This is a genomic window from Enterobacter cloacae complex sp. 2015409 (assembly GCF_041365315.1).
In the GTDB taxonomy this organism is placed as follows: domain Bacteria; phylum Pseudomonadota; class Gammaproteobacteria; order Enterobacterales; family Enterobacteriaceae; genus Enterobacter; species Enterobacter pseudoroggenkampii.
Window position 1 is genome coordinate 509,776 of the sequence record NZ_JBFTVM010000001.1, and the last position, 17,184, is coordinate 526,959.

Annotated in this window: 16 protein-coding genes; all 16 read left to right on the top strand. The window is 41.3% G+C overall.

The genetic code is table 11. The features are described from left to right. Positions 1-4: 4 nt before the first annotated feature. Positions 5-1,285 carry a colanic acid biosynthesis pyruvyl transferase WcaK gene (gene wcaK, locus ACDO57_RS02285; RefSeq protein ID WP_045355499.1) on the top strand — a complete coding sequence of 427 codons (1,281 nt, stop codon included), beginning with the start codon at positions 5-7 and terminating at the stop codon, positions 1,283-1,285. After that, the gene (gene wcaL / locus ACDO57_RS02290) at positions 1,282-2,502 is read left to right on the top strand and encodes a colanic acid biosynthesis glycosyltransferase WcaL (protein WP_032646470.1); all 1,221 of its coding nucleotides are present in this window, start codon (positions 1,282-1,284) and stop codon (positions 2,500-2,502) included. The genes wcaK and wcaL overlap by 4 nt, the downstream gene beginning before the upstream one ends. 12 nt (positions 2,503-2,514) lie before the next feature. Next, complete coding sequence (gene wcaM / locus ACDO57_RS02295) at positions 2,515-3,912, top strand: colanic acid biosynthesis protein WcaM (protein ID WP_061714798.1); 1,398 nt, start codon at positions 2,515-2,517, stop codon at positions 3,910-3,912. A gap of 179 nt (positions 3,913-4,091) precedes the next feature. Continuing rightward, positions 4,092-5,087: an NAD-dependent epimerase/dehydratase family protein gene (locus tag ACDO57_RS02300; protein WP_061714799.1), complete on the top strand. Its 996-nt coding sequence runs from the start codon at positions 4,092-4,094 to the stop codon at positions 5,085-5,087. Between the two features lie 215 nt (positions 5,088-5,302). Further along, positions 5,303-6,202 (top strand): GalU regulator GalF, encoded by a 900-nt coding sequence (galF, locus tag ACDO57_RS02305; RefSeq protein WP_046092891.1) that lies wholly within the window; start codon positions 5,303-5,305, stop codon positions 6,200-6,202. Between the two features lie 354 nt (positions 6,203-6,556). After that, positions 6,557-7,645, top strand: a complete 1,089-nt coding sequence (gene rfbB, locus ACDO57_RS02310; RefSeq protein ID WP_157189438.1) for a dTDP-glucose 4,6-dehydratase — start codon at positions 6,557-6,559, stop codon at positions 7,643-7,645. Continuing rightward, the gene (rfbA, locus tag ACDO57_RS02315; protein ID WP_248239116.1) at positions 7,642-8,505 is read left to right on the top strand and encodes a glucose-1-phosphate thymidylyltransferase RfbA; all 864 of its coding nucleotides are present in this window, start codon (positions 7,642-7,644) and stop codon (positions 8,503-8,505) included. Before rfbB ends, rfbA begins: the two co-directional genes overlap by 4 nt. A gap of 32 nt (positions 8,506-8,537) precedes the next feature. After that, entirely contained in the window at positions 8,538-8,939 is a 402-nt protein-coding gene (locus tag ACDO57_RS02320; protein ID WP_248239118.1) for an FdtA/QdtA family cupin domain-containing protein, read from the top strand. After that, on the top strand, positions 8,923-9,369 hold the full coding sequence (locus ACDO57_RS02325) for a GNAT family N-acetyltransferase (protein ID WP_370883472.1): 447 nt from the start codon (positions 8,923-8,925) through the stop codon (positions 9,367-9,369). The genes ACDO57_RS02320 and ACDO57_RS02325 overlap by 17 nt, the downstream gene beginning before the upstream one ends. Then, positions 9,369-10,385, top strand: coding sequence for a GNAT family N-acetyltransferase (locus ACDO57_RS02330; RefSeq protein ID WP_370883473.1), 1,017 nt, complete (start codon positions 9,369-9,371; stop codon positions 10,383-10,385). The genes ACDO57_RS02325 and ACDO57_RS02330 overlap by 1 nt, the downstream gene beginning before the upstream one ends. Next, complete coding sequence (locus tag ACDO57_RS02335) at positions 10,366-11,472, top strand: DegT/DnrJ/EryC1/StrS family aminotransferase (protein ID WP_370883474.1); 1,107 nt, start codon at positions 10,366-10,368, stop codon at positions 11,470-11,472. Before ACDO57_RS02330 ends, ACDO57_RS02335 begins: the two co-directional genes overlap by 20 nt. Beyond that, positions 11,469-12,719 carry an O-antigen translocase gene (locus ACDO57_RS02340; RefSeq protein WP_248260072.1) on the top strand — a complete coding sequence of 417 codons (1,251 nt, stop codon included), beginning with the start codon at positions 11,469-11,471 and terminating at the stop codon, positions 12,717-12,719. Before ACDO57_RS02335 ends, ACDO57_RS02340 begins: the two co-directional genes overlap by 4 nt. Continuing rightward, positions 12,716-13,585, top strand: coding sequence for a glycosyltransferase family 2 protein (locus tag ACDO57_RS02345; protein WP_370883475.1), 870 nt, complete (start codon positions 12,716-12,718; stop codon positions 13,583-13,585). Before ACDO57_RS02340 ends, ACDO57_RS02345 begins: the two co-directional genes overlap by 4 nt. Before the next feature lie 186 nt (positions 13,586-13,771). Beyond that, positions 13,772-14,893, top strand: coding sequence for an O-antigen polymerase (locus ACDO57_RS02350; RefSeq protein ID WP_370883476.1), 1,122 nt, complete (start codon positions 13,772-13,774; stop codon positions 14,891-14,893). A 23-nt stretch (positions 14,894-14,916) separates the two neighbouring features. Next, the gene (locus tag ACDO57_RS02355; RefSeq protein WP_370883477.1) at positions 14,917-15,627 is read left to right on the top strand and encodes an HAD family hydrolase; all 711 of its coding nucleotides are present in this window, start codon (positions 14,917-14,919) and stop codon (positions 15,625-15,627) included. A 767-nt stretch (positions 15,628-16,394) separates the two neighbouring features. Beyond that, positions 16,395-17,171, top strand: coding sequence for a glycosyltransferase (locus ACDO57_RS02360; RefSeq protein ID WP_370883478.1), 777 nt, complete (start codon positions 16,395-16,397; stop codon positions 17,169-17,171). Positions 17,172-17,184: the final 13 nt, after the last annotated feature.

Genomic DNA, 17,184 nt, shown 5'->3' on the forward strand with positions numbered 1-17,184 from the left:
CATTATGAAATTATTAATTCTTGGCAACCATACCTGCGGCAACCGTGGCGACAGCGCCATCCTGCGCGGTTTACTGGATGCAATTAACACCCTTAAGCCTGAGACCGAAGTGGACGTGATGAGCCGTTATCCGGTCAGCTCATCCTGGTTACTGAACCGCCCGGTGATGGGCGACCCGCTCTACAGCCAGATGAAACAGCATAACAACGCCGCGGGCGTGATGGGCCGCGTGAAGAAAGTGCTGCGTCGTCGCTATCAGCACCAGGTGCTGCTTTCCCGTGTGACCGATACCGGCAAGCTGCGCAACATCGCTATCGCGCAGGGCTTTACCGACTTTGTTCGCCTGCTGTCCGGCTATGACGCGATTATCCAGGTCGGCGGTTCGTTCTTCGTCGATCTCTACGGCGTGCCGCAGTTTGAGCATGCGCTTTGTACGTTTATGGCGAAAAAACCGCTGTTTATGATTGGCCACAGCGTCGGGCCATTCCAGGATCCGCAGTTTAACCAGCTGGCGAACTATGTGTTTGGCCACTGCGACGCGCTGATCCTGCGCGAGTCGGTCAGCCTCGACATGATGAAGCGCAGCGAAATTGACACGTCGAAAGTTGAGCACGGCGTGGACACCGCCTGGCTGGTGGATCACCAGGACGACAGCTTCCAGCCGAGCTACGCGGTGCAGCACTGGCTCGACGTTACGGCGAAACAGAAAACCGTCGCGATTACCCTGCGCGAGCTGGCGCCTTTTGATAAACGTTTAGGCACAACGCAGGCGGCGTATGAGAAAGCTTTCGCCGACGTGGTGAACCGCGTGCTGGACAGCGGGTACCAGGTGCTGGCGCTCTCAACCTGCACCGGTATCGACAGTTACAACAAAGACGACCGTATGGTGGCGCTGAACCTGCGCAATCTGGTGAACGACCCGTCCCGCTATCACGTGGTGATGGATGAACTGAACGACCTGGAGATGGGCAAGCTGCTCTCCGCCTGCGACCTGACGGTGGGCACCCGTCTGCACTCCGCCATTATCTCCATGAACTTCGGCACGCCGGCCATTGCCATTAACTATGAGCACAAGTCCGCCGGGATTATGCAGCAGCTCGGTATGCCGGAAATGGCGGTGGATATTCGTCATCTGCTGGACGGATCGCTCGGGGCGATGGTGGGGGACACGCTCGGCCAACTGCCAGCTATCAATGAACGTCTGGCGGTGGCGGTGAAAGCCGAGCGCGAGAAGGGCATTGGGATGGTGAAATCGGTACTCGATCGCGTACGGGAGGGGAAATGAAGGTTGGTTTCTTCTTACTGAAATTTCCGCTGTCGTCCGAAACGTTTGTTCTGAACCAAATCACCGCGTTTATCGATATGGGATATGACGTGGAGATTATCGCCCTGCAAAAGGGCGATACCCAAAACACCCATGCGGCGTATACCCAGTATGGGCTGGAGGCGAAAACCCGCTGGCTGCAGGATGAGCCGTCCGGGAAGCTGAGCAAGCTGCGCCACCGGGCCAGCCAGACCTTACGCGGGATCCACCGCGCATCGACGTGGCGGGCGCTGAATGTTTCCCGCTATGGGGCGGAGTCACGCAATCTTATCCTGTCGGCCATCTGCGGGCAAACGGCGCAGCCGTATCGTGCCGACGTGTTTATTGCCCACTTTGGCCCGGCGGGCGTCACCGCCGCGAAGCTGCGTGAACTGGGGGTGATTGACGGTAAAATTGCGACCATCTTCCACGGTATCGACATCTCCAGCCGTGAAGTGCTTAACCATTACACCCCGGAGTATCAGCAGCTTTTCCGACGCGGCGACATGATGCTGCCTATCAGCGACCTGTGGGCCGGACGGCTGAAAAACATGGGCTGTCCGGGAGAGAAAATTGCCGTTTCGCGTATGGGCGTGGATTTAACGCGCTTCACGCGTCGTCCTGTAAAGGTGCCGGGAACACCGCTGCAGATCATCTCCGTCGCGCGTCTGACCGAGAAGAAAGGGCTGCATGTGGCGATTGAAGCCTGCCGCCAGCTGAAAGCGCGCGGGGTGGATTTCCACTACCGCATTCTCGGGATTGGGCCGTGGGAGCGTCGTCTGCGCACGCTTATCGAACAGTATCAGCTGGAAGATGTCGTAGAGATGCCCGGCTTCAAGCCGAGCCACGAGGTCAAGGCCATGCTCGACGAGGCGGATGTGTTTCTGCTGCCCTCGGTGACGGGCGCCGATGGCGATATGGAAGGCATTCCGGTGGCGCTGATGGAGGCGATGGCCGTAGGTATTCCTGTGGTATCGACCCTGCACAGCGGGATCCCGGAGCTGATTAAGTCTGACCATTCCGGCTGGCTGGTGCCGGAGAATAACGCGATAGCCCTTGCGGACCGATTAGCTGCCTTCAGCGACATCGACCAGCAGACGCTGGAGCCCGTGCTTCATAATGCACGGCAAAAAGTTGAAACCGATTTTAACCAGCAGGTGATTAATCGCCAGTTAGCGAGCCTGCTGCAAACGTTGTAACGCCGAGGATGTATGCTGAAAAAGATTACCCGACGCACCTTTGTCTCTTCTCTGTCCGTTCTGGCGGCCACGCCGCTGCTGTCGTCACGCATTGCGCGAGCGGCTGCTGGAAAAACGGTCTCTGTTAATCAGTACAATAACAACGACTGGATCGCCGCCTTTAAGCAGGCATTTACTGATGGCGACACGGTTGTGGTCCCTGCCGGGCTCACCTGCGAAAACATCAATACGGGCATTTTCATTCCTGACGGTAAAACGCTGCTGATCCGCGGGGCGCTAACCGGTAACGGGCGCGGCCGCTTTGTTCTGCAGGAAGGCAGCAAAGTGATAGGTGAAGGAGCGGGCCGCACGGAGAACATTACGCTCGACGTTCGCGGCTCTGACTGCGTTATCAAAGGGCTGGCCATGAGCGGGTTTGGCCCGGTGACGCAGATCTACATCGGCGGCAAGAAACCCAGCGTGATGCGCAATTTGCTGATTGATAACATCAGCGTGAGTCAGGCCAACTACGCCATCCTGCGTCAGGGTTTCCATAACCAGGTGGACGGAGCGCGCATCACCAACAGCAAATTTAGTCACCTGCAGGGCGATGCGATCGAGTGGAACGTCGCCATCAACGATCGCAATATCCTGATCTCCGATCATGTCATCGACAACATCAACTGCACCAACGGCAAGATCAACTGGGGCATCGGCATTGGCCTCGCCGGCAGCACCTACGATAATGACTATCCGGAGAAGCAAACCGTCAAGAACTTCGTGGTGGCCAACATTACCGGCAGCAACTGTCGCCAGCTGGTGCACGTGGAAAACGGGAAACACTTTGTTATCCGCAATATTAAGGCCAAAAATATTACTCCCGACTTCAGTAAAAAGGCGGGAATAGACAACGCCACGGTGGCCATTTATGGCTGTGATAATTTCATTATTGATAATGTCGATATGGTGAACAGTGCCGGAATGTTAATTGGCTATGGGGTGATAAAAGGCGATTATTTGTCCATCCCGCAGAACTTCAAGCTCAATAATATTCACCTCGATAACCGCCAGCTTGCCTATAAATTGCGCGGAATACAGATTTCATCCGGTAACGCGACCTCGTTTGTGGCGATAACCAACGTGGATATGCAGCGTGCTACGCTTGAATTACACAACAAGCCGCAACATCTTTTTTTACGCAACATCAATGTGATGCAGGAAGCTGCTGTGGGGCCCGCCCTGAAGATCAACTTCGACCTGCGCAAGGATGTGCGGGGTAAATTTATGGCGAAAGACGAGACGCTGCTGTCACTGGCGAACATAAAAGCCGTTAATGAGAAGGGGCAAAGCTCGGTGGATATTGACCGGGTCGACCAGCAGGTGGTGAATGTGGAAAGGCTGAACTTTGCGCTTCCTTCCTTCAGGAAGTAAGTCTTGACATCATATCTCATTGAGTGCGCGGTAACCCCTAAAATTTGTTACTGAACTCAGCGATTTTAGGGGTTATAATCCGTGCCACATTTTCGTCAGTTCTGTCTTATCATTAGCGATACCTCAGGGAATGCAGAGATTACCGGAGGTTTGCCAAACACAAATGCACTGAGTGGTTTATGAACGATAAAGTTTTGTTTATTGGCGCGTCCGGCTTCGTTGGGACTCGTTTGATCGAGATTTCAAAGGCTGAGTTTGATGTCACCAACTTCGACAAACAGCAAAGCCATTTCTACCCTGAGATTACTGTTTCCGGAGATGTACGCAATCAGGAGCAACTCGATCAGGCTCTTGCCGGTTTCGACACGGTGGTATTGCTCGCCGCCGAGCATCGTGATGATGTCAGCCCAACGTCGCTCTACTATGATGTAAACGTTCAGGGTACACGTAATGTACTGGCAGCGATGGAAAAAAATAATGTTAAGAACATTATTTTTACCAGCTCAGTTGCTGTTTATGGTCTCAATAAAGTCAATCCTGACGAATCTCACCCGCACGATCCTTTTAACCACTATGGTAAAAGTAAGTGGCAGGCGGAAGAGGTGCTGCGTGAATGGTTCAACAAAGCTCCAGAAGAGCGATCTCTGACAATTGTTCGTCCAACGGTCATTTTTGGTGAACGCAATCGTGGCAATGTCTTCAATCTTCTTAAGCAAATTGCGGGTGGCAAATTCGCAATGGTGGGGGCCGGAACTAACTACAAGTCTATGGCTTATGTCGGCAATATTGTGGAGTTTATCAAATTCCGATTGAGCAACGTCAAACCTGGCTACGACGTATACAACTATGTCGATAAGCCCGATCTGAATATGAATCAGCTGGTTGCTGAGGTGGAAAAGAGCCTTAGCAAAAAAATCCCATCAGTTCATCTCCCTTATCCTTTAGGTATGCTTGGTGGCTTTTGCTTTGATATTCTTAGCAAAGTGACTGGTAAGAAGTATGCGATCAGTTCCGTTCGTGTCAAAAAATTCTGTGCCACCACTCAATTTGATGCCACGAAAGTACACACATCAGGTTTTAAAGCGCCTTATACCTTATCTCAAGGGCTGGACCGTACGTTGAAGTATGAGTTCGTTCATGAGAAGAAAGATGACATCACGTTCGTTTCTGAATAGCGGCTGCTGATCTGGGATTTGTCGGAAACAGACTCTACGGCTTCTTTATTGATAGGGTTTTTGACGATTCTGGGTCACACTTATAGCGTAATGAACTTAAGTAATCAGCGTTCTGAACTAAACGTGATTTGCATTCGACGCAGTAGACTTTCTTTATCAGGCATTTTTCCTGACACGGTTTATACTTCGTCAACCATTTTAAGGTGGAAGAGATAATGATCAATTTGAAAGCAGTCATTCCGGTAGCAGGTCTGGGCATGCATATGCTGCCAGCCACAAAAGCCATTCCAAAAGAGATGCTGCCGATCGTCGATAAGCCAATGATTCAGTACATTGTCGACGAGATTGTTGCTGCAGGGATCAAAGAAATCGTCCTGGTTACCCACTCGTCCAAGAACGCGGTTGAAAACCACTTCGACACCTCTTACGAACTCGAAGCGTTGCTGGAGCAGCGAGTCAAACGCCAGCTGCTGGCGGAAGTTCAGTCTATTTGTCCTCCAGGCGTGACCATTATGAACGTGCGCCAGGCGCAGCCGCTGGGTCTCGGCCACTCGATTTTGTGTGCCCGTCCAGTGGTGGGCGATAACCCGTTCATCGTTGTGCTGCCGGACATCATCATTGATAACGCTTCTGCCGATCCGCTACGTTACAACCTGGCGGCAATGGTGGCACGTTTCAATGAAACGGGTCGTAGCCAGGTGCTGGCTAAACGCATGAAAGGCGATCTCTCTGAGTACTCCGTAATTCAGACGAAAGAAGCGCTTGAGACGGAAGGGCAGGTGAGCCGCATCGTCGAGTTCATTGAAAAACCGGATCAGCCACAGACGCTTGATTCGGACCTGATGGCGGTTGGCCGTTATGTTCTGAACGCAGATATATGGGCGGAACTTGAAAAAACCGAGCCAGGCGCCTGGGACCGCATCCAACTGACCGACGCGATTGCTGAGTTAGCGAAGAAGCAGTCCGTGGACGCCATGCTGATGACCGGCGATAGCTATGACTGCGGTAAGAAAATGGGGTATATGCAGGCGTTTGTAAATTATGGGCTGCGTAACCTGAAAGAAGGGGCGAAGTTCAGAAGCCGTATTGAAAAGTTGCTGGCTAATAACGACTGATATTCCTGCCAAGGCTTGAACCAGCGGCAGTCATCATTAAGGTGTGTTGAAGCATATCCATAATGATGACTGCCGTTTTTCGTTATTAATACTAATGATAACATTGAGTTATCTGATTCAAGCCTGAGCAGGTTTGTAGCGATTTGTGCTTGTTTCTAAGGTCGTTTAGGACGACAATTAACGCCAGTTTTTGTCTGTATCCAGACAAGAAAAATCATTTAATCAAACACCGCTCAGTACACTGGTAGCTGTTAAGCCAGGGGCGGTAGCGTGCTCAATTTCTGAAACCGTTTCTAAATGGTCAGGTTTCAGAGCGTCAGTATCCAGACATTTCCAACAGACGGAACAGATAACGTGAAAATTCTTGTGACGGGCGGTGCCGGCTTTATCGGCTCAGCAGTTGTACGACATATTATTAAAAATACCCAGGACGACGTCGTCAATGTGGATAAGCTGACCTATGCCGGTAATCTTGAGTCGCTTAGTGAAGTCAGCGAAAGCGACCGCTATGCCTTTGAACATGCAGATATTTGCGACAAAGACGCTATGGATCGCATTTTCGCAAAACACAAGCCTGATGCGGTGATGCACCTGGCAGCTGAAAGTCACGTCGATCGTTCAATTACCGGCCCGGCTGCGTTTATCGAAACCAATATCGTCGGCACCTATGTGCTTCTGGAAGCCGCTCGAGCGTACTGGTCTACGTTGGATGAGCAGGCGAAGAAAACGTTTCGTTTCCATCACATCTCTACCGACGAAGTGTATGGTGATTTACCCCATCCTGATGAACATCCGGAATCAACTGAGCTGCCACTCTTCACAGAAACCACCGCGTATGCACCAAGCAGCCCGTATTCAGCGTCGAAAGCCTCCAGTGACCATCTCGTGCGTGCCTGGCTTCGTACCTACGGTTTCCCGACTATCGTCACCAACTGTTCGAATAACTACGGCCCGTACCATTTCCCGGAAAAACTGATCCCGTTGGTTATTCTGAATGCGCTGGAAGGTAAAGCTCTGCCAATTTACGGTAAAGGCGATCAAATCCGTGACTGGCTGTATGTAGAAGATCATGCGCGTGCACTCTACACCGTTGTCACTCAAGGGAAACCGGGTGAAACGTACAACATTGGCGGCCATAACGAGAAGCAGAACCTGGACGTGGTCCATACGATTTGCGATCTGTTGGATGAAATAGTGCCTAAAGAGGGCTCTTATCGTGATCAGATTACTTATGTAACTGATCGCCCAGGACATGACCGTCGCTATGCGATTGATGCAGCGAAAATCGGTAATGATTTAGGCTGGAAGCCAATTGAAACTTTCGAAAGTGGTATTCGTAAAACGGTAATGTGGTATTTATCGAATGAGCGTTGGGTAAAGAATGTAAAAAGCGGAGCATATGCTTCCTGGCTTTCAAAACAATATGGAGATAATAATAAATGAAAGGCATTATTCTTGCTGGTGGCTCTGGAACAAGACTATACCCAATTACAATGGGGGTTTCTAAACAATTGCTCCCAATATATGATAAGCCTATGATTTATTATCCCTTATCGGTATTAATGCTGGCGGGTATACAAGATATACTAATAATCACGACACCAGAGGATCAGGATGGGTTTGTCAGGCTGTTAGGTGATGGAAGACAGTTTGGAATTAACCTGAGTTATGCAATTCAACCAAGCCCAGATGGACTAGCACAAGCATTTATAATTGGTGAAGAATTCATTGGTAATGATTCTGTTTGCCTTGTTTTGGGCGACAATATTTTCTTCGGTCAGGGTTTTACACCAAAACTGCAAATGGCAAGCAATAGAGGTAGTGGTGCAACGGTCTTTGGCTACCAGGTAATGGATCCCGAGCGATTTGGTGTGGTAGAGTTTGATGCCAATTTTAAGGCTTTGAGTATTGAAGAAAAACCAGAGAAACCCAAATCAAACTGGGCAGTGACAGGCCTTTATTTCTATGATAACGATGTTATCAATATTGCAAAAAATATAAAACCGTCATCTAGAGGTGAGTTGGAAATAACAACTGTCAACGAAGTATATCTTAATAATAACAATTTGAACGTGGAGTTATTAGGCCGAGGTTTCGCATGGCTGGACACTGGTACTCATGATAGTTTAATTGAGGCTGGTAGTTTTGTTGAGACTGTGCAAAAACGTCAGGGGATGATGGTTGCATGTCCCGAGGAAATAGCCTGGCGTAACGGATGGCTCTCAAGCGATGAATTATATACACGAAGTTCTAAATTAATTAAAAATCATTACGGACAATATCTCCGCAAGCTTTTATGTTAGTTTTCTAATGAAAAATATCTCGGGATGAATTTATGAAAATTATTGATTTTGATGTTTACGGTGATGACCGTGGATCGTTGATCTCGCTTGAACAGTGTAAAAATATTCCTTTTAATATTAAACGAGTGTATTATATTTTCAACACGTCTTCTGGTGTATCGCGCGGATTCCATGCCCATAAAAATTTAAAACAAATTGTAATAGCAATTAAAGGGAAATGCGATTTCCATATCGACGAAGGGCAAGGAATTGAAGTTTTGACCTTAGACTCGCCATCCAGAGGGCTCTATATTGACAAGTTAAGCTGGAGGGAAATGCATAATTTTTCTAATGATTGTGTTTTAATGGTTTTAGCCAGTGAAATTTATGATCCTTCTGATTATATAACCAGTTACGAAGAATTCAAAGGTATGACAAATGTTAGAGTTCGTTGAATATGACGAGTCATTTCTTGCGTTAAGTTGGCTGTGGTTGAAGGACCCTGAAATATCCATACTGACTATGACTCCTGAATTTACAAAAGAGGAACAGTTAATATTTTTTAAATCTTTAGGAGAAAGGCGTGATTACTTTATTCGCGGCATCACTTATCAGAATAAAAAAATAGGAGCTGTGGGTATAAAAAATATTAATCATGAAAAAGGAGAATATTGGGGATACATAGGCGAGAAAAATTATTGGGGGCAAGGGTTAGGCAGAGAGATTATGCAGAAAATAATTTCAGAAGCACGATTGCTGGGGTTGAAAAAATTGTATTTGCAAGTAAATTCGAATAATCAGCGAGCTATTAATCTATATAAGAGAGAAGGATTTGTACTTTCAACTGTAGATGAGCAGTTAATCAAAATGGAAAGGTGGTTGTAATGAAATGCCTAGAAGGAATAGTGGATAGCCTTAAAGCCCTAAATTGTGTGGTTTCGACAGAAGAAAAAAGTTTATCAACAACAATATTCTCAAAACATGTTTTTTTAGAGCATCAAAAAAAAGTTCAAAACAAACATAGTATTGTCTTTTCGTTGTGCGATGCAAAAGAAAATAAAATATTATCGCAGATAGTTTTCTCAAAGAAAAATTCGGATGAAGATTTTGAATTTTTTGCACCAATTACTGGCGCCTTTTCAGATTTTTATTTGATAAATGAACGAATAGCGTTAAAAAAATTAGATTTATTTTTAGATTATATAGAAAGATATCTTGCCGTCAATTATACCTTAAAGAAATTGACATATAAACTACCTCCTGAATTATATAATTCGGATAATAATAATTATTTGTTAAATACTATGTTTAATAAAGGATGGAAGATCAATAACATAGATCTTAATTACCATCTAAATATAATAAGCGAAGATTACTTTAGGAAAAAATTAAGCAGTAGCAAAAGACGTGAATTGAATAGAATTACAAGGGAAAACACAACGTTTACTCGAGTTACAGAACATGATGAGATTCACAGTGCTTATGAAGTTATAAAAGCTAATAGAGAATCGCAAGGCTATCCAATGACTATGAGTTGGGAGGCGTTATATTCTCTTTACAAGGCTATGCCAAATGACGTATATTTTTTTAATTTAAAAAGTGATAATTTAATATTTGCATCATCTATTTGTTTAAAAATAAATGAAGATCATATGTATGTTTTTTACTGGGGCGAAAACCCTGAGTTTAGGAAACTTTCTCCAATCGTAAAATTGGCTGAGCAGTTATACTTATTCTGTGTTAAAGAGGCTTTCAAAACTTTAGACATCGGAATTTCTACTGAGAATTCTTCGATTAATCAAGGGTTGATCGATTTTAAAATAAATATTGGTTGTGAATTAACTAAAAAAATTAGCATTGAAAAAATATTGGAGAAAAATAATGAAAGTCGATTTTCTTAATTTAAGCCGAATCAATAAGCAATACGCAAAAGATCTAATTCAAGCTTCTGAACGAGTGATTAATTCGGGTTGGTATATTCAAGGAGCAGAAGTAAAAAAATTCGAAAATAATTTCGCTATGTATTGTGGAGTTAAGCATTGCATCGGTGTAGCTAACGGGCTTGATGCGTTAGTCTTGACTCTTAAAGCATGGAAAATTCTGGGAATGTTAAAAGAAGGTGATGAGATTCTAGTTCCAGGGAATACTTTTATTGCGACTATCCTTGCCATTTCTGAAGTTGGTTTAAAGTGTGTATTGATTGAACCAGATGAAGATACATATAATATCTCCATTTCGCAGATTAAAAAAAATATAACTGTTAAAACAAAAGTAATTATACCAGTGCATTTATATGGGTATATATGTGATATGGAAAAAATAAAAGATATCGCCTGTGAACATAATTTGTTAATTCTTGAAGATAGTGCCCAAGCTCATGGTGCAACTAAAAACGGATTAAAATCTGGTTCATGGGGTGATGCTGCCGCGTTTAGCTTTTATCCAGGGAAAAATTTAGGAGCGTTAGGGGATGCTGGAGCTATAACAACTAACCATGACGAGCTTGCTGAAACCATAAGAGCACTAGCAAACTATGGTTCTATCGCTAAGTATGAACATATTTTTAAAGGAGTAAATAGCCGTCTTGATGAAATGCAGGCTGCATTTCTAAACGTGAAATTGGAATTTTTAGAGCACGAGATTAAATTCCGCAGAAATATTGCACATAGATACCGTTCTGAAATTAAGAATGATGAAATATCACTCCCAGTTGTTAAGAATAATGAAGAACATGTTTGGCATCTTTTCGTTATCAAAACGGAACATCGCGACAATTTAAAAACTTACCTTGAGGATAAGGGGATTCAAACGCTTATTCATTACCCAAAACCGCCCCACAAACAGAAAGCGTATACAGAATGGGAACATTTAGCATTGCCTATTACGGAAAAAATTCACAGACAAGTATTATCGTTGCCAATGGATCCTACAATGACTGATGCGGAAATTGGTTATGTAATTCAAGCTATAAATGGTTTTACTGCATGAAGCGATTACTTACAGTTACTTTCTTTACGGGATTGCTAACTCTTATAAAGATGTTTTCTGGATTTGTAGTCGCAAAAATTGTCGCTATCTATACCGGCCCAATGGGTATAGTTATGTTAGGGCAGATTCAAAGCGTAGTCGCAACATTAAATGGCTTAGTTAATTCCCCGGTAGGTCCGGGGATTGTTCGATTTACTTCCGAAAATCACAAAAATGGATATGATGAATGTGCTAAATGGTGGCAGGCAAGTATCCGATGGGTTGCTCTAATTTTAGCCACAATCATTCCTTTAACAATATTAACATCTTCCTACCTTTCTTCATGGATATTAGGTACGCCTAATTATGGATGGGTCCTGGTTATTACTGCTTTTTTGTTGCCTTTTACAGCCGCAGGGACTTTTATTGCCTCGGTTATTAATGGTCAGCAACAATATAAAAAGTATGTACTTTTGGGAATGGTATCCGCAATCTTATCCCTTGCCATCATGCTTCTCTTGATTATTTTAGGGCATATTAATGGTGCTTTGCTGGCGGTTGCAGTTCAAAATGCAGTTGTTGGAATGGTCATGATTTTGTACTCTCTCAGAAAACCATGGTTTAAAATAAACTATCTATGGGGACAATTTGACTCCAGGAGAATGAAAGATATCCGTGGTTACATTCTTATGGCGGTAACGAGTGCAATTGTGGTTCCTTGTTCACTGATTTTGATACGAAATATTATTGTTCAAAATGTCGGATGGACACAGGCTGGGTATTGGCAAGCTGTTTGGAGAATATCAGAAACTTATCTTGCTGTAATAACTATAGCATTAAGTACATATTATTTGCCTCGCCTTTCATCAATTAAAGATAATAAATTAATAGTTACTGAAATAAACTCCACGTTAAAAGTCATTCTTCCGGTTGTAATGTTATGCTCAACTGGTGTTTATATATTGAAGGATTTTATCATTTCAATATTGTTTACTAAGGAGTTTTATGCCGCAAGAGACCTGTTTAAATATCAATTGCTAGGTGATATTCTTAAAATAATCAGCTGGCTATATGCGTATACAATGATTTCTAAAGGGATGACAAAAGTATTTGTTTTATCAGAGATTCTTTTTGCTGCTAGCTTTGTAATTATCTCTTATTTTTTTGTTATTCATTATGGAGTATATGGTGCTCCTGTGGCATATTGTGTTAATTACGGCTTATATTTATTGTTTTCTATATTCGTAGTTTATAGAGTTAAATCATGAAAAAAAAACACGTTTCTATTTTTGTTGTATCTTACAATCACGCTAAATTTGTTGAGTTGTGCCTGAATTCAATTAAATGTCAATTGAATGTTTCTTATGATTTGACTGTTATCGATAATGGCTCAATTGATGGTACATCTGATATAATTCGGCAATTAAATGTTACACAAGACTTCAAATTTATAGAAAATAATACTAATTTAGGCCTGCCAGCAACTTTAAATATGTGCTTGGATATGGCTTTAGGGGAGTACATCTGTTTCATTGCAGCAGATGATTATATGGCTATCAATCGGTTGTTTGTGCAAGTGCAGTTTCTTGAAGAGCACCATGAATTTTATGCATGTTCAGGAACCCAGCTAAAAGTTGATGATAATAATAATTTGTGTGATATAAAAAAGCAAAAAAACATTATAAAAAATTTCATGGTTATCGATAAGAACAATATTTTCGATAGAACAAACATTATTTACTCTCCAACGTCAATATATCGCACTCAAGCTTTAAAGGATATTGGTGGTTACAGAACTGATATTGCCATTGAGGATCTGTATATTTATTACAAAGCGGCTGAAAGAAACTATAAGATTGCTGTGCTTCCTAATTTATTTTCTTTTTATAGAATCCACTCAGGGAATAGTCACAGTAAATTAAAATGGATGCATGAAAATAAACTAAAAATATTAAGAGAGTTTAAAAATGCTCCTTTTTATGAAAAATTAAAAGATTTGATATATTTAGAAGGTTTTTACTCATTATCCAGCAAGCATAAATTAGCGGCCCTAAAAATCATCCCGACGATCATGCATCGAATAGATAGTAAATATTTATATGCTGGGATTTTTAAATTGCTATTTAAATGGTGAGTTATGGATGCAATAATATATCTACTTTTAGCAGTTTTCTTCCTATTATTAACTTACAGATATATAATTAGAATTTCTGGTCCCTTTTCACTGGATTTTATATCTTTCTGGTTTTATATATACATAATATTTGCTTTTTTGGGTGCATGTGTAATTATATCAGGATTAGGTAATGAAAGTTATTTCGTGCGCCCTATTGCAAATAATCGAGACGCTATTATAGTTGGCTCATATTTTGTTTTATATGGTGGTATTGCGGTTTTTCTAACTTTTTTAGCTTGTCTGAAAGTTTTCAACGCTGAAAGAATATATCGTAGTAATTTGACGAAAGCTTGTGAAATTAATAAATCGCAATCCAAAATTGTCTTTGTACTGGCATGCCTATTCCTATTGATTTTTGTATATTATCAGTTCAGCATCTATCCAAGCCCTCTTATTATGGCATTTACTAACAGGACTGCAGAAGAAATTGCTCTCCGAAGAATAATGGTTACTAAAGATTTAGGGTTAGTGGCTAATACTTATATTATTTCTGTCGGGACTTTATTGGCTTATATAGTCCCTTATTCTTATTTGGCTCTTACTAGTATAAGGCGAAAATATTATATACATTCGCTATTAACATTTTTCGCTGCTACTATATATATTTTATCGACAGGTGAAAAAGGCCCATTTCTTTTCTTTATTTTTGGTGCTCTAATCTGTTATGGATATTCGCGAGGGCAGATAAAGAAAATATCAGTAAAATTAGTTTTGTTTTCTGTTTCAATGTTATTTATCATATACTTGCTTTTTGTAAGTACCGACATACAGCAAATACTTTCACTCATCTTTGACAGAATATTCATAGCGCAAGTAATCTCAGTCTATCTATCCTATGATTACTATAGTTATTCAGGCGATATCGGCCTATCATCTCTAGCTAATATTCTGACAAAACTTTTTAATTTAAACGTAGCACCACCAGCATCCGAACAACTGATGGCTCGTTACTTCCCTGAGATGATAGCACTTGGTGGTTGGAATGTTAATGGTCTATACATATCAGAAGCTTGGTCTAATTTTGGTGTGCTGGGTGTTTTGCTGTCACCAATACTTGTTGGACTTGAAAATGCGATTTTAATAAAAGCACTAACAAGTTTTAAAAAATCAGCCATTCAGTGTGCTTTCTATGCATTTTTTACAATCAAGTGTGCATATTTTCTAACTTCTTTTAATGCATATCTTTATCACTCAGACTGGGTTGTAACTATTATTGTTTTGTCGCTAATTATGTTTTTAAATCTCATATTCAATGCTAAAAAGTAATTCATATACATTATAGGTTAGAAATGACTAATTTATCAGTTGCATTAGATTTATGTGATACCTTAGTTAAAGGTAATACTACCTTTATTTTTTTAGATCATCTTTTAAAAGATAACTTGTCATATAGAATATATCGAAGAATGAGTCGGTGGTTGCCTTTTAAATTTTTCTTTAAGGCATCATCGCTTATTAAATTCGATGTGAATAGAAAAATTGCTCTCCTCTTTTTAAGAGGAATAAAAAAAAACATATTGCAGGAAAATGCAAATTTTCTAGTCCAACATAGTTTCGTTTATGATGATCAGATTGTTGAACTTATAGAAAATTGCAAAGCTAGTAAAGTACCGGTTTATATTGTCTCTGCATCCCTTGATGTGATTGTTGAAGCAGTTGCGATTAAATTCGGGGTTCAGTACATTTCCAGTTGTCTTGATTTTAACTCTAATGTTTGCACTGGCACACTGAAACAGGATTTGCTTTATACAAAAGAAACATTCTTTACAAAAGAGAGTGAACAATATTGTGGAATTGATTTCGAACAATTAGTCTTTGTTAGTGATAATATTCAGGATATTTCTCTTTTAAGAAAAGCAAAATTTGGATTTGGGTATTATACGGACAAGAATTTTAATGAATTTATTAGCAACAATATTATTAAGTTTGCGGCGGAGAGTGTTATTAACTCGATAAGTTCTCATCAAGAAAACCTGTTAAATAATGAGAAAATCCAATGATATTTTTTTATGTTCCTTTCTACTACACAATTGTGAGTAGATTGAATAGTTTTTCTAAATTTTTTTCCTGGGTTATAATTTATTTACTACCTCAATTCATGTTTGTATTGTTTTTCAGAGATGTGCCTGACTATTTTTATGCATTACTTAGCATTGTGTTAGGGGTCCTGTTAATATATACATTATATGAGGTAGGGTATATATATAATGATGCTGAAACGATAAAAAAAGAAATCCATCCAACCTTAAGACTAAACCCCAATCAGTTAAGTTATTATCATCTAAAGAGGGGATTGATATATTTAGTTCGCTTTATATTGGCGGTGATTATTTCCTGCTTTTTTATTTACTCGAAGCAATATTATTTTGTTTTTCTTGTATGGTGCATAATTCCATTGTATGCTGTGTATAACTCAATTCGGAATAGATGGAATCTTTCACTTCATTTTCTCCTCGTTGTGATTAGATATTGCAGTATAACTATTTTACTAGGTGGAGGGATGGCTTTCTTTTATTGTGTTTTTTTATTTCCGGTTATTAATTTACTTGAAAGATGCTCAGAAAAACGTTTTCAGTTACACTTCTTTCAAACTTTTATCTTTTCAAATAAAAAAGATGGTCGCTATAAATATTACTTCTTGTTAATGGTTGCTGCAGGTTTGCTATTAATTAATGAAAAGATTTGGGTTAATTTAGTCTTCCTGTTTTTTTCATCCTACTATTTCGCCTATAGATGGCTTATTGTGAAATCAAAATTGGTTTGATGTATGGAAAATATTGAATTTAGCCTTTTGATGTCGTTGTATGATAAAGAACTTCCAGAGAATCTTCATGAGTGTCTTTATAGTATTCATCGACAGACATTAAAGCCGACTGAAATAATTTGTGTCTTTGATGGTCCGATAAAGAAAATTTTATCTGATGTTGTTTATCAATGGCAAAAAGAACTAAATATCGTTATTGTTAGATTGGAAAAAAATGTCGGTCTAGGTTCAGCTTTAAATCTAGGTCTTAAGCAGTGTAGTTATGACGTTGTAGCTAGAATGGACACTGATGATATTTGTGAAGAAAGTCGCTTCGAAATACAAATATCCTATTTCCAAAAAAACAAATCAATCTGTCTATTAGGGTGCCAGATAGCTGAGTTTTCAGATACTTTGTCAAACATTACTGGTCGGAGATTAGTTCCTTTAACATGCGCGGACATTAAAAGTTTAGCGAAAAGGAAAAATCCATTTAATCATATGACAGTAGTGTATCGACGCCATATTATAGAGGCCGTAGGCGGGTATAAAGACCATTATTTTATGGAGGACTATAACTTATGGCTCCGAGTGATCTCTTCTGGCTATTATTTTGAAAATTTGAATGAGACATTAGTGTTTGCACGAGTCGGCAATAATATGCTTGCGCGCAGAAGAGGTAGTAAATATATTAAGAGTGAGTTCCAGTTAGCTCTCTTGAAGTATAAACTCAATATCCAATCATTTCCCATGAGTTTTTTGTGGTTTTTTTTGCGTTCTGTAGCCAGCTTTTACCCGTAAACTTTTTATCCAA

Excerpts from the sequence above, each read along its gene's own strand:
- ACDO57_RS02355 (WP_370883477.1), top strand. The coding sequence starts at position 14,917 with ATGACTAATTTATCAGTTGCATTAGATTTATGTGATACCTTAGTTAAA.
- ACDO57_RS02320 (WP_248239118.1), top strand. The coding sequence starts at position 8,538 with ATGAAAATTATTGATTTTGATGTTTACGGTGATGACCGTGGATCGTTG.
- ACDO57_RS02345 (WP_370883475.1), top strand. The coding sequence starts at position 12,716 with ATGAAAAAAAAACACGTTTCTATTTTTGTTGTATCTTACAATCACGCT.
- wcaM (WP_061714798.1), top strand. The coding sequence starts at position 2,515 with ATGCTGAAAAAGATTACCCGACGCACCTTTGTCTCTTCTCTGTCCGTT.
- galF (WP_046092891.1), top strand. The coding sequence starts at position 5,303 with ATGATCAATTTGAAAGCAGTCATTCCGGTAGCAGGTCTGGGCATGCAT.
- wcaK (WP_045355499.1), top strand. The coding sequence starts at position 5 with ATGAAATTATTAATTCTTGGCAACCATACCTGCGGCAACCGTGGCGAC.
- ACDO57_RS02335 (WP_370883474.1), top strand. The coding sequence starts at position 10,366 with ATGAAAGTCGATTTTCTTAATTTAAGCCGAATCAATAAGCAATACGCA.
- ACDO57_RS02330 (WP_370883473.1), top strand. The coding sequence starts at position 9,369 with ATGAAATGCCTAGAAGGAATAGTGGATAGCCTTAAAGCCCTAAATTGT.
- rfbA (WP_248239116.1), top strand. The coding sequence starts at position 7,642 with ATGAAAGGCATTATTCTTGCTGGTGGCTCTGGAACAAGACTATACCCA.
- ACDO57_RS02340 (WP_248260072.1), top strand. The coding sequence starts at position 11,469 with ATGAAGCGATTACTTACAGTTACTTTCTTTACGGGATTGCTAACTCTT.
- ACDO57_RS02300 (WP_061714799.1), top strand. The coding sequence starts at position 4,092 with ATGAACGATAAAGTTTTGTTTATTGGCGCGTCCGGCTTCGTTGGGACT.
- ACDO57_RS02360 (WP_370883478.1), top strand. The coding sequence starts at position 16,395 with ATGGAAAATATTGAATTTAGCCTTTTGATGTCGTTGTATGATAAAGAA.
- wcaL (WP_032646470.1), top strand. The coding sequence starts at position 1,282 with ATGAAGGTTGGTTTCTTCTTACTGAAATTTCCGCTGTCGTCCGAAACG.
- ACDO57_RS02325 (WP_370883472.1), top strand. The coding sequence starts at position 8,923 with ATGTTAGAGTTCGTTGAATATGACGAGTCATTTCTTGCGTTAAGTTGG.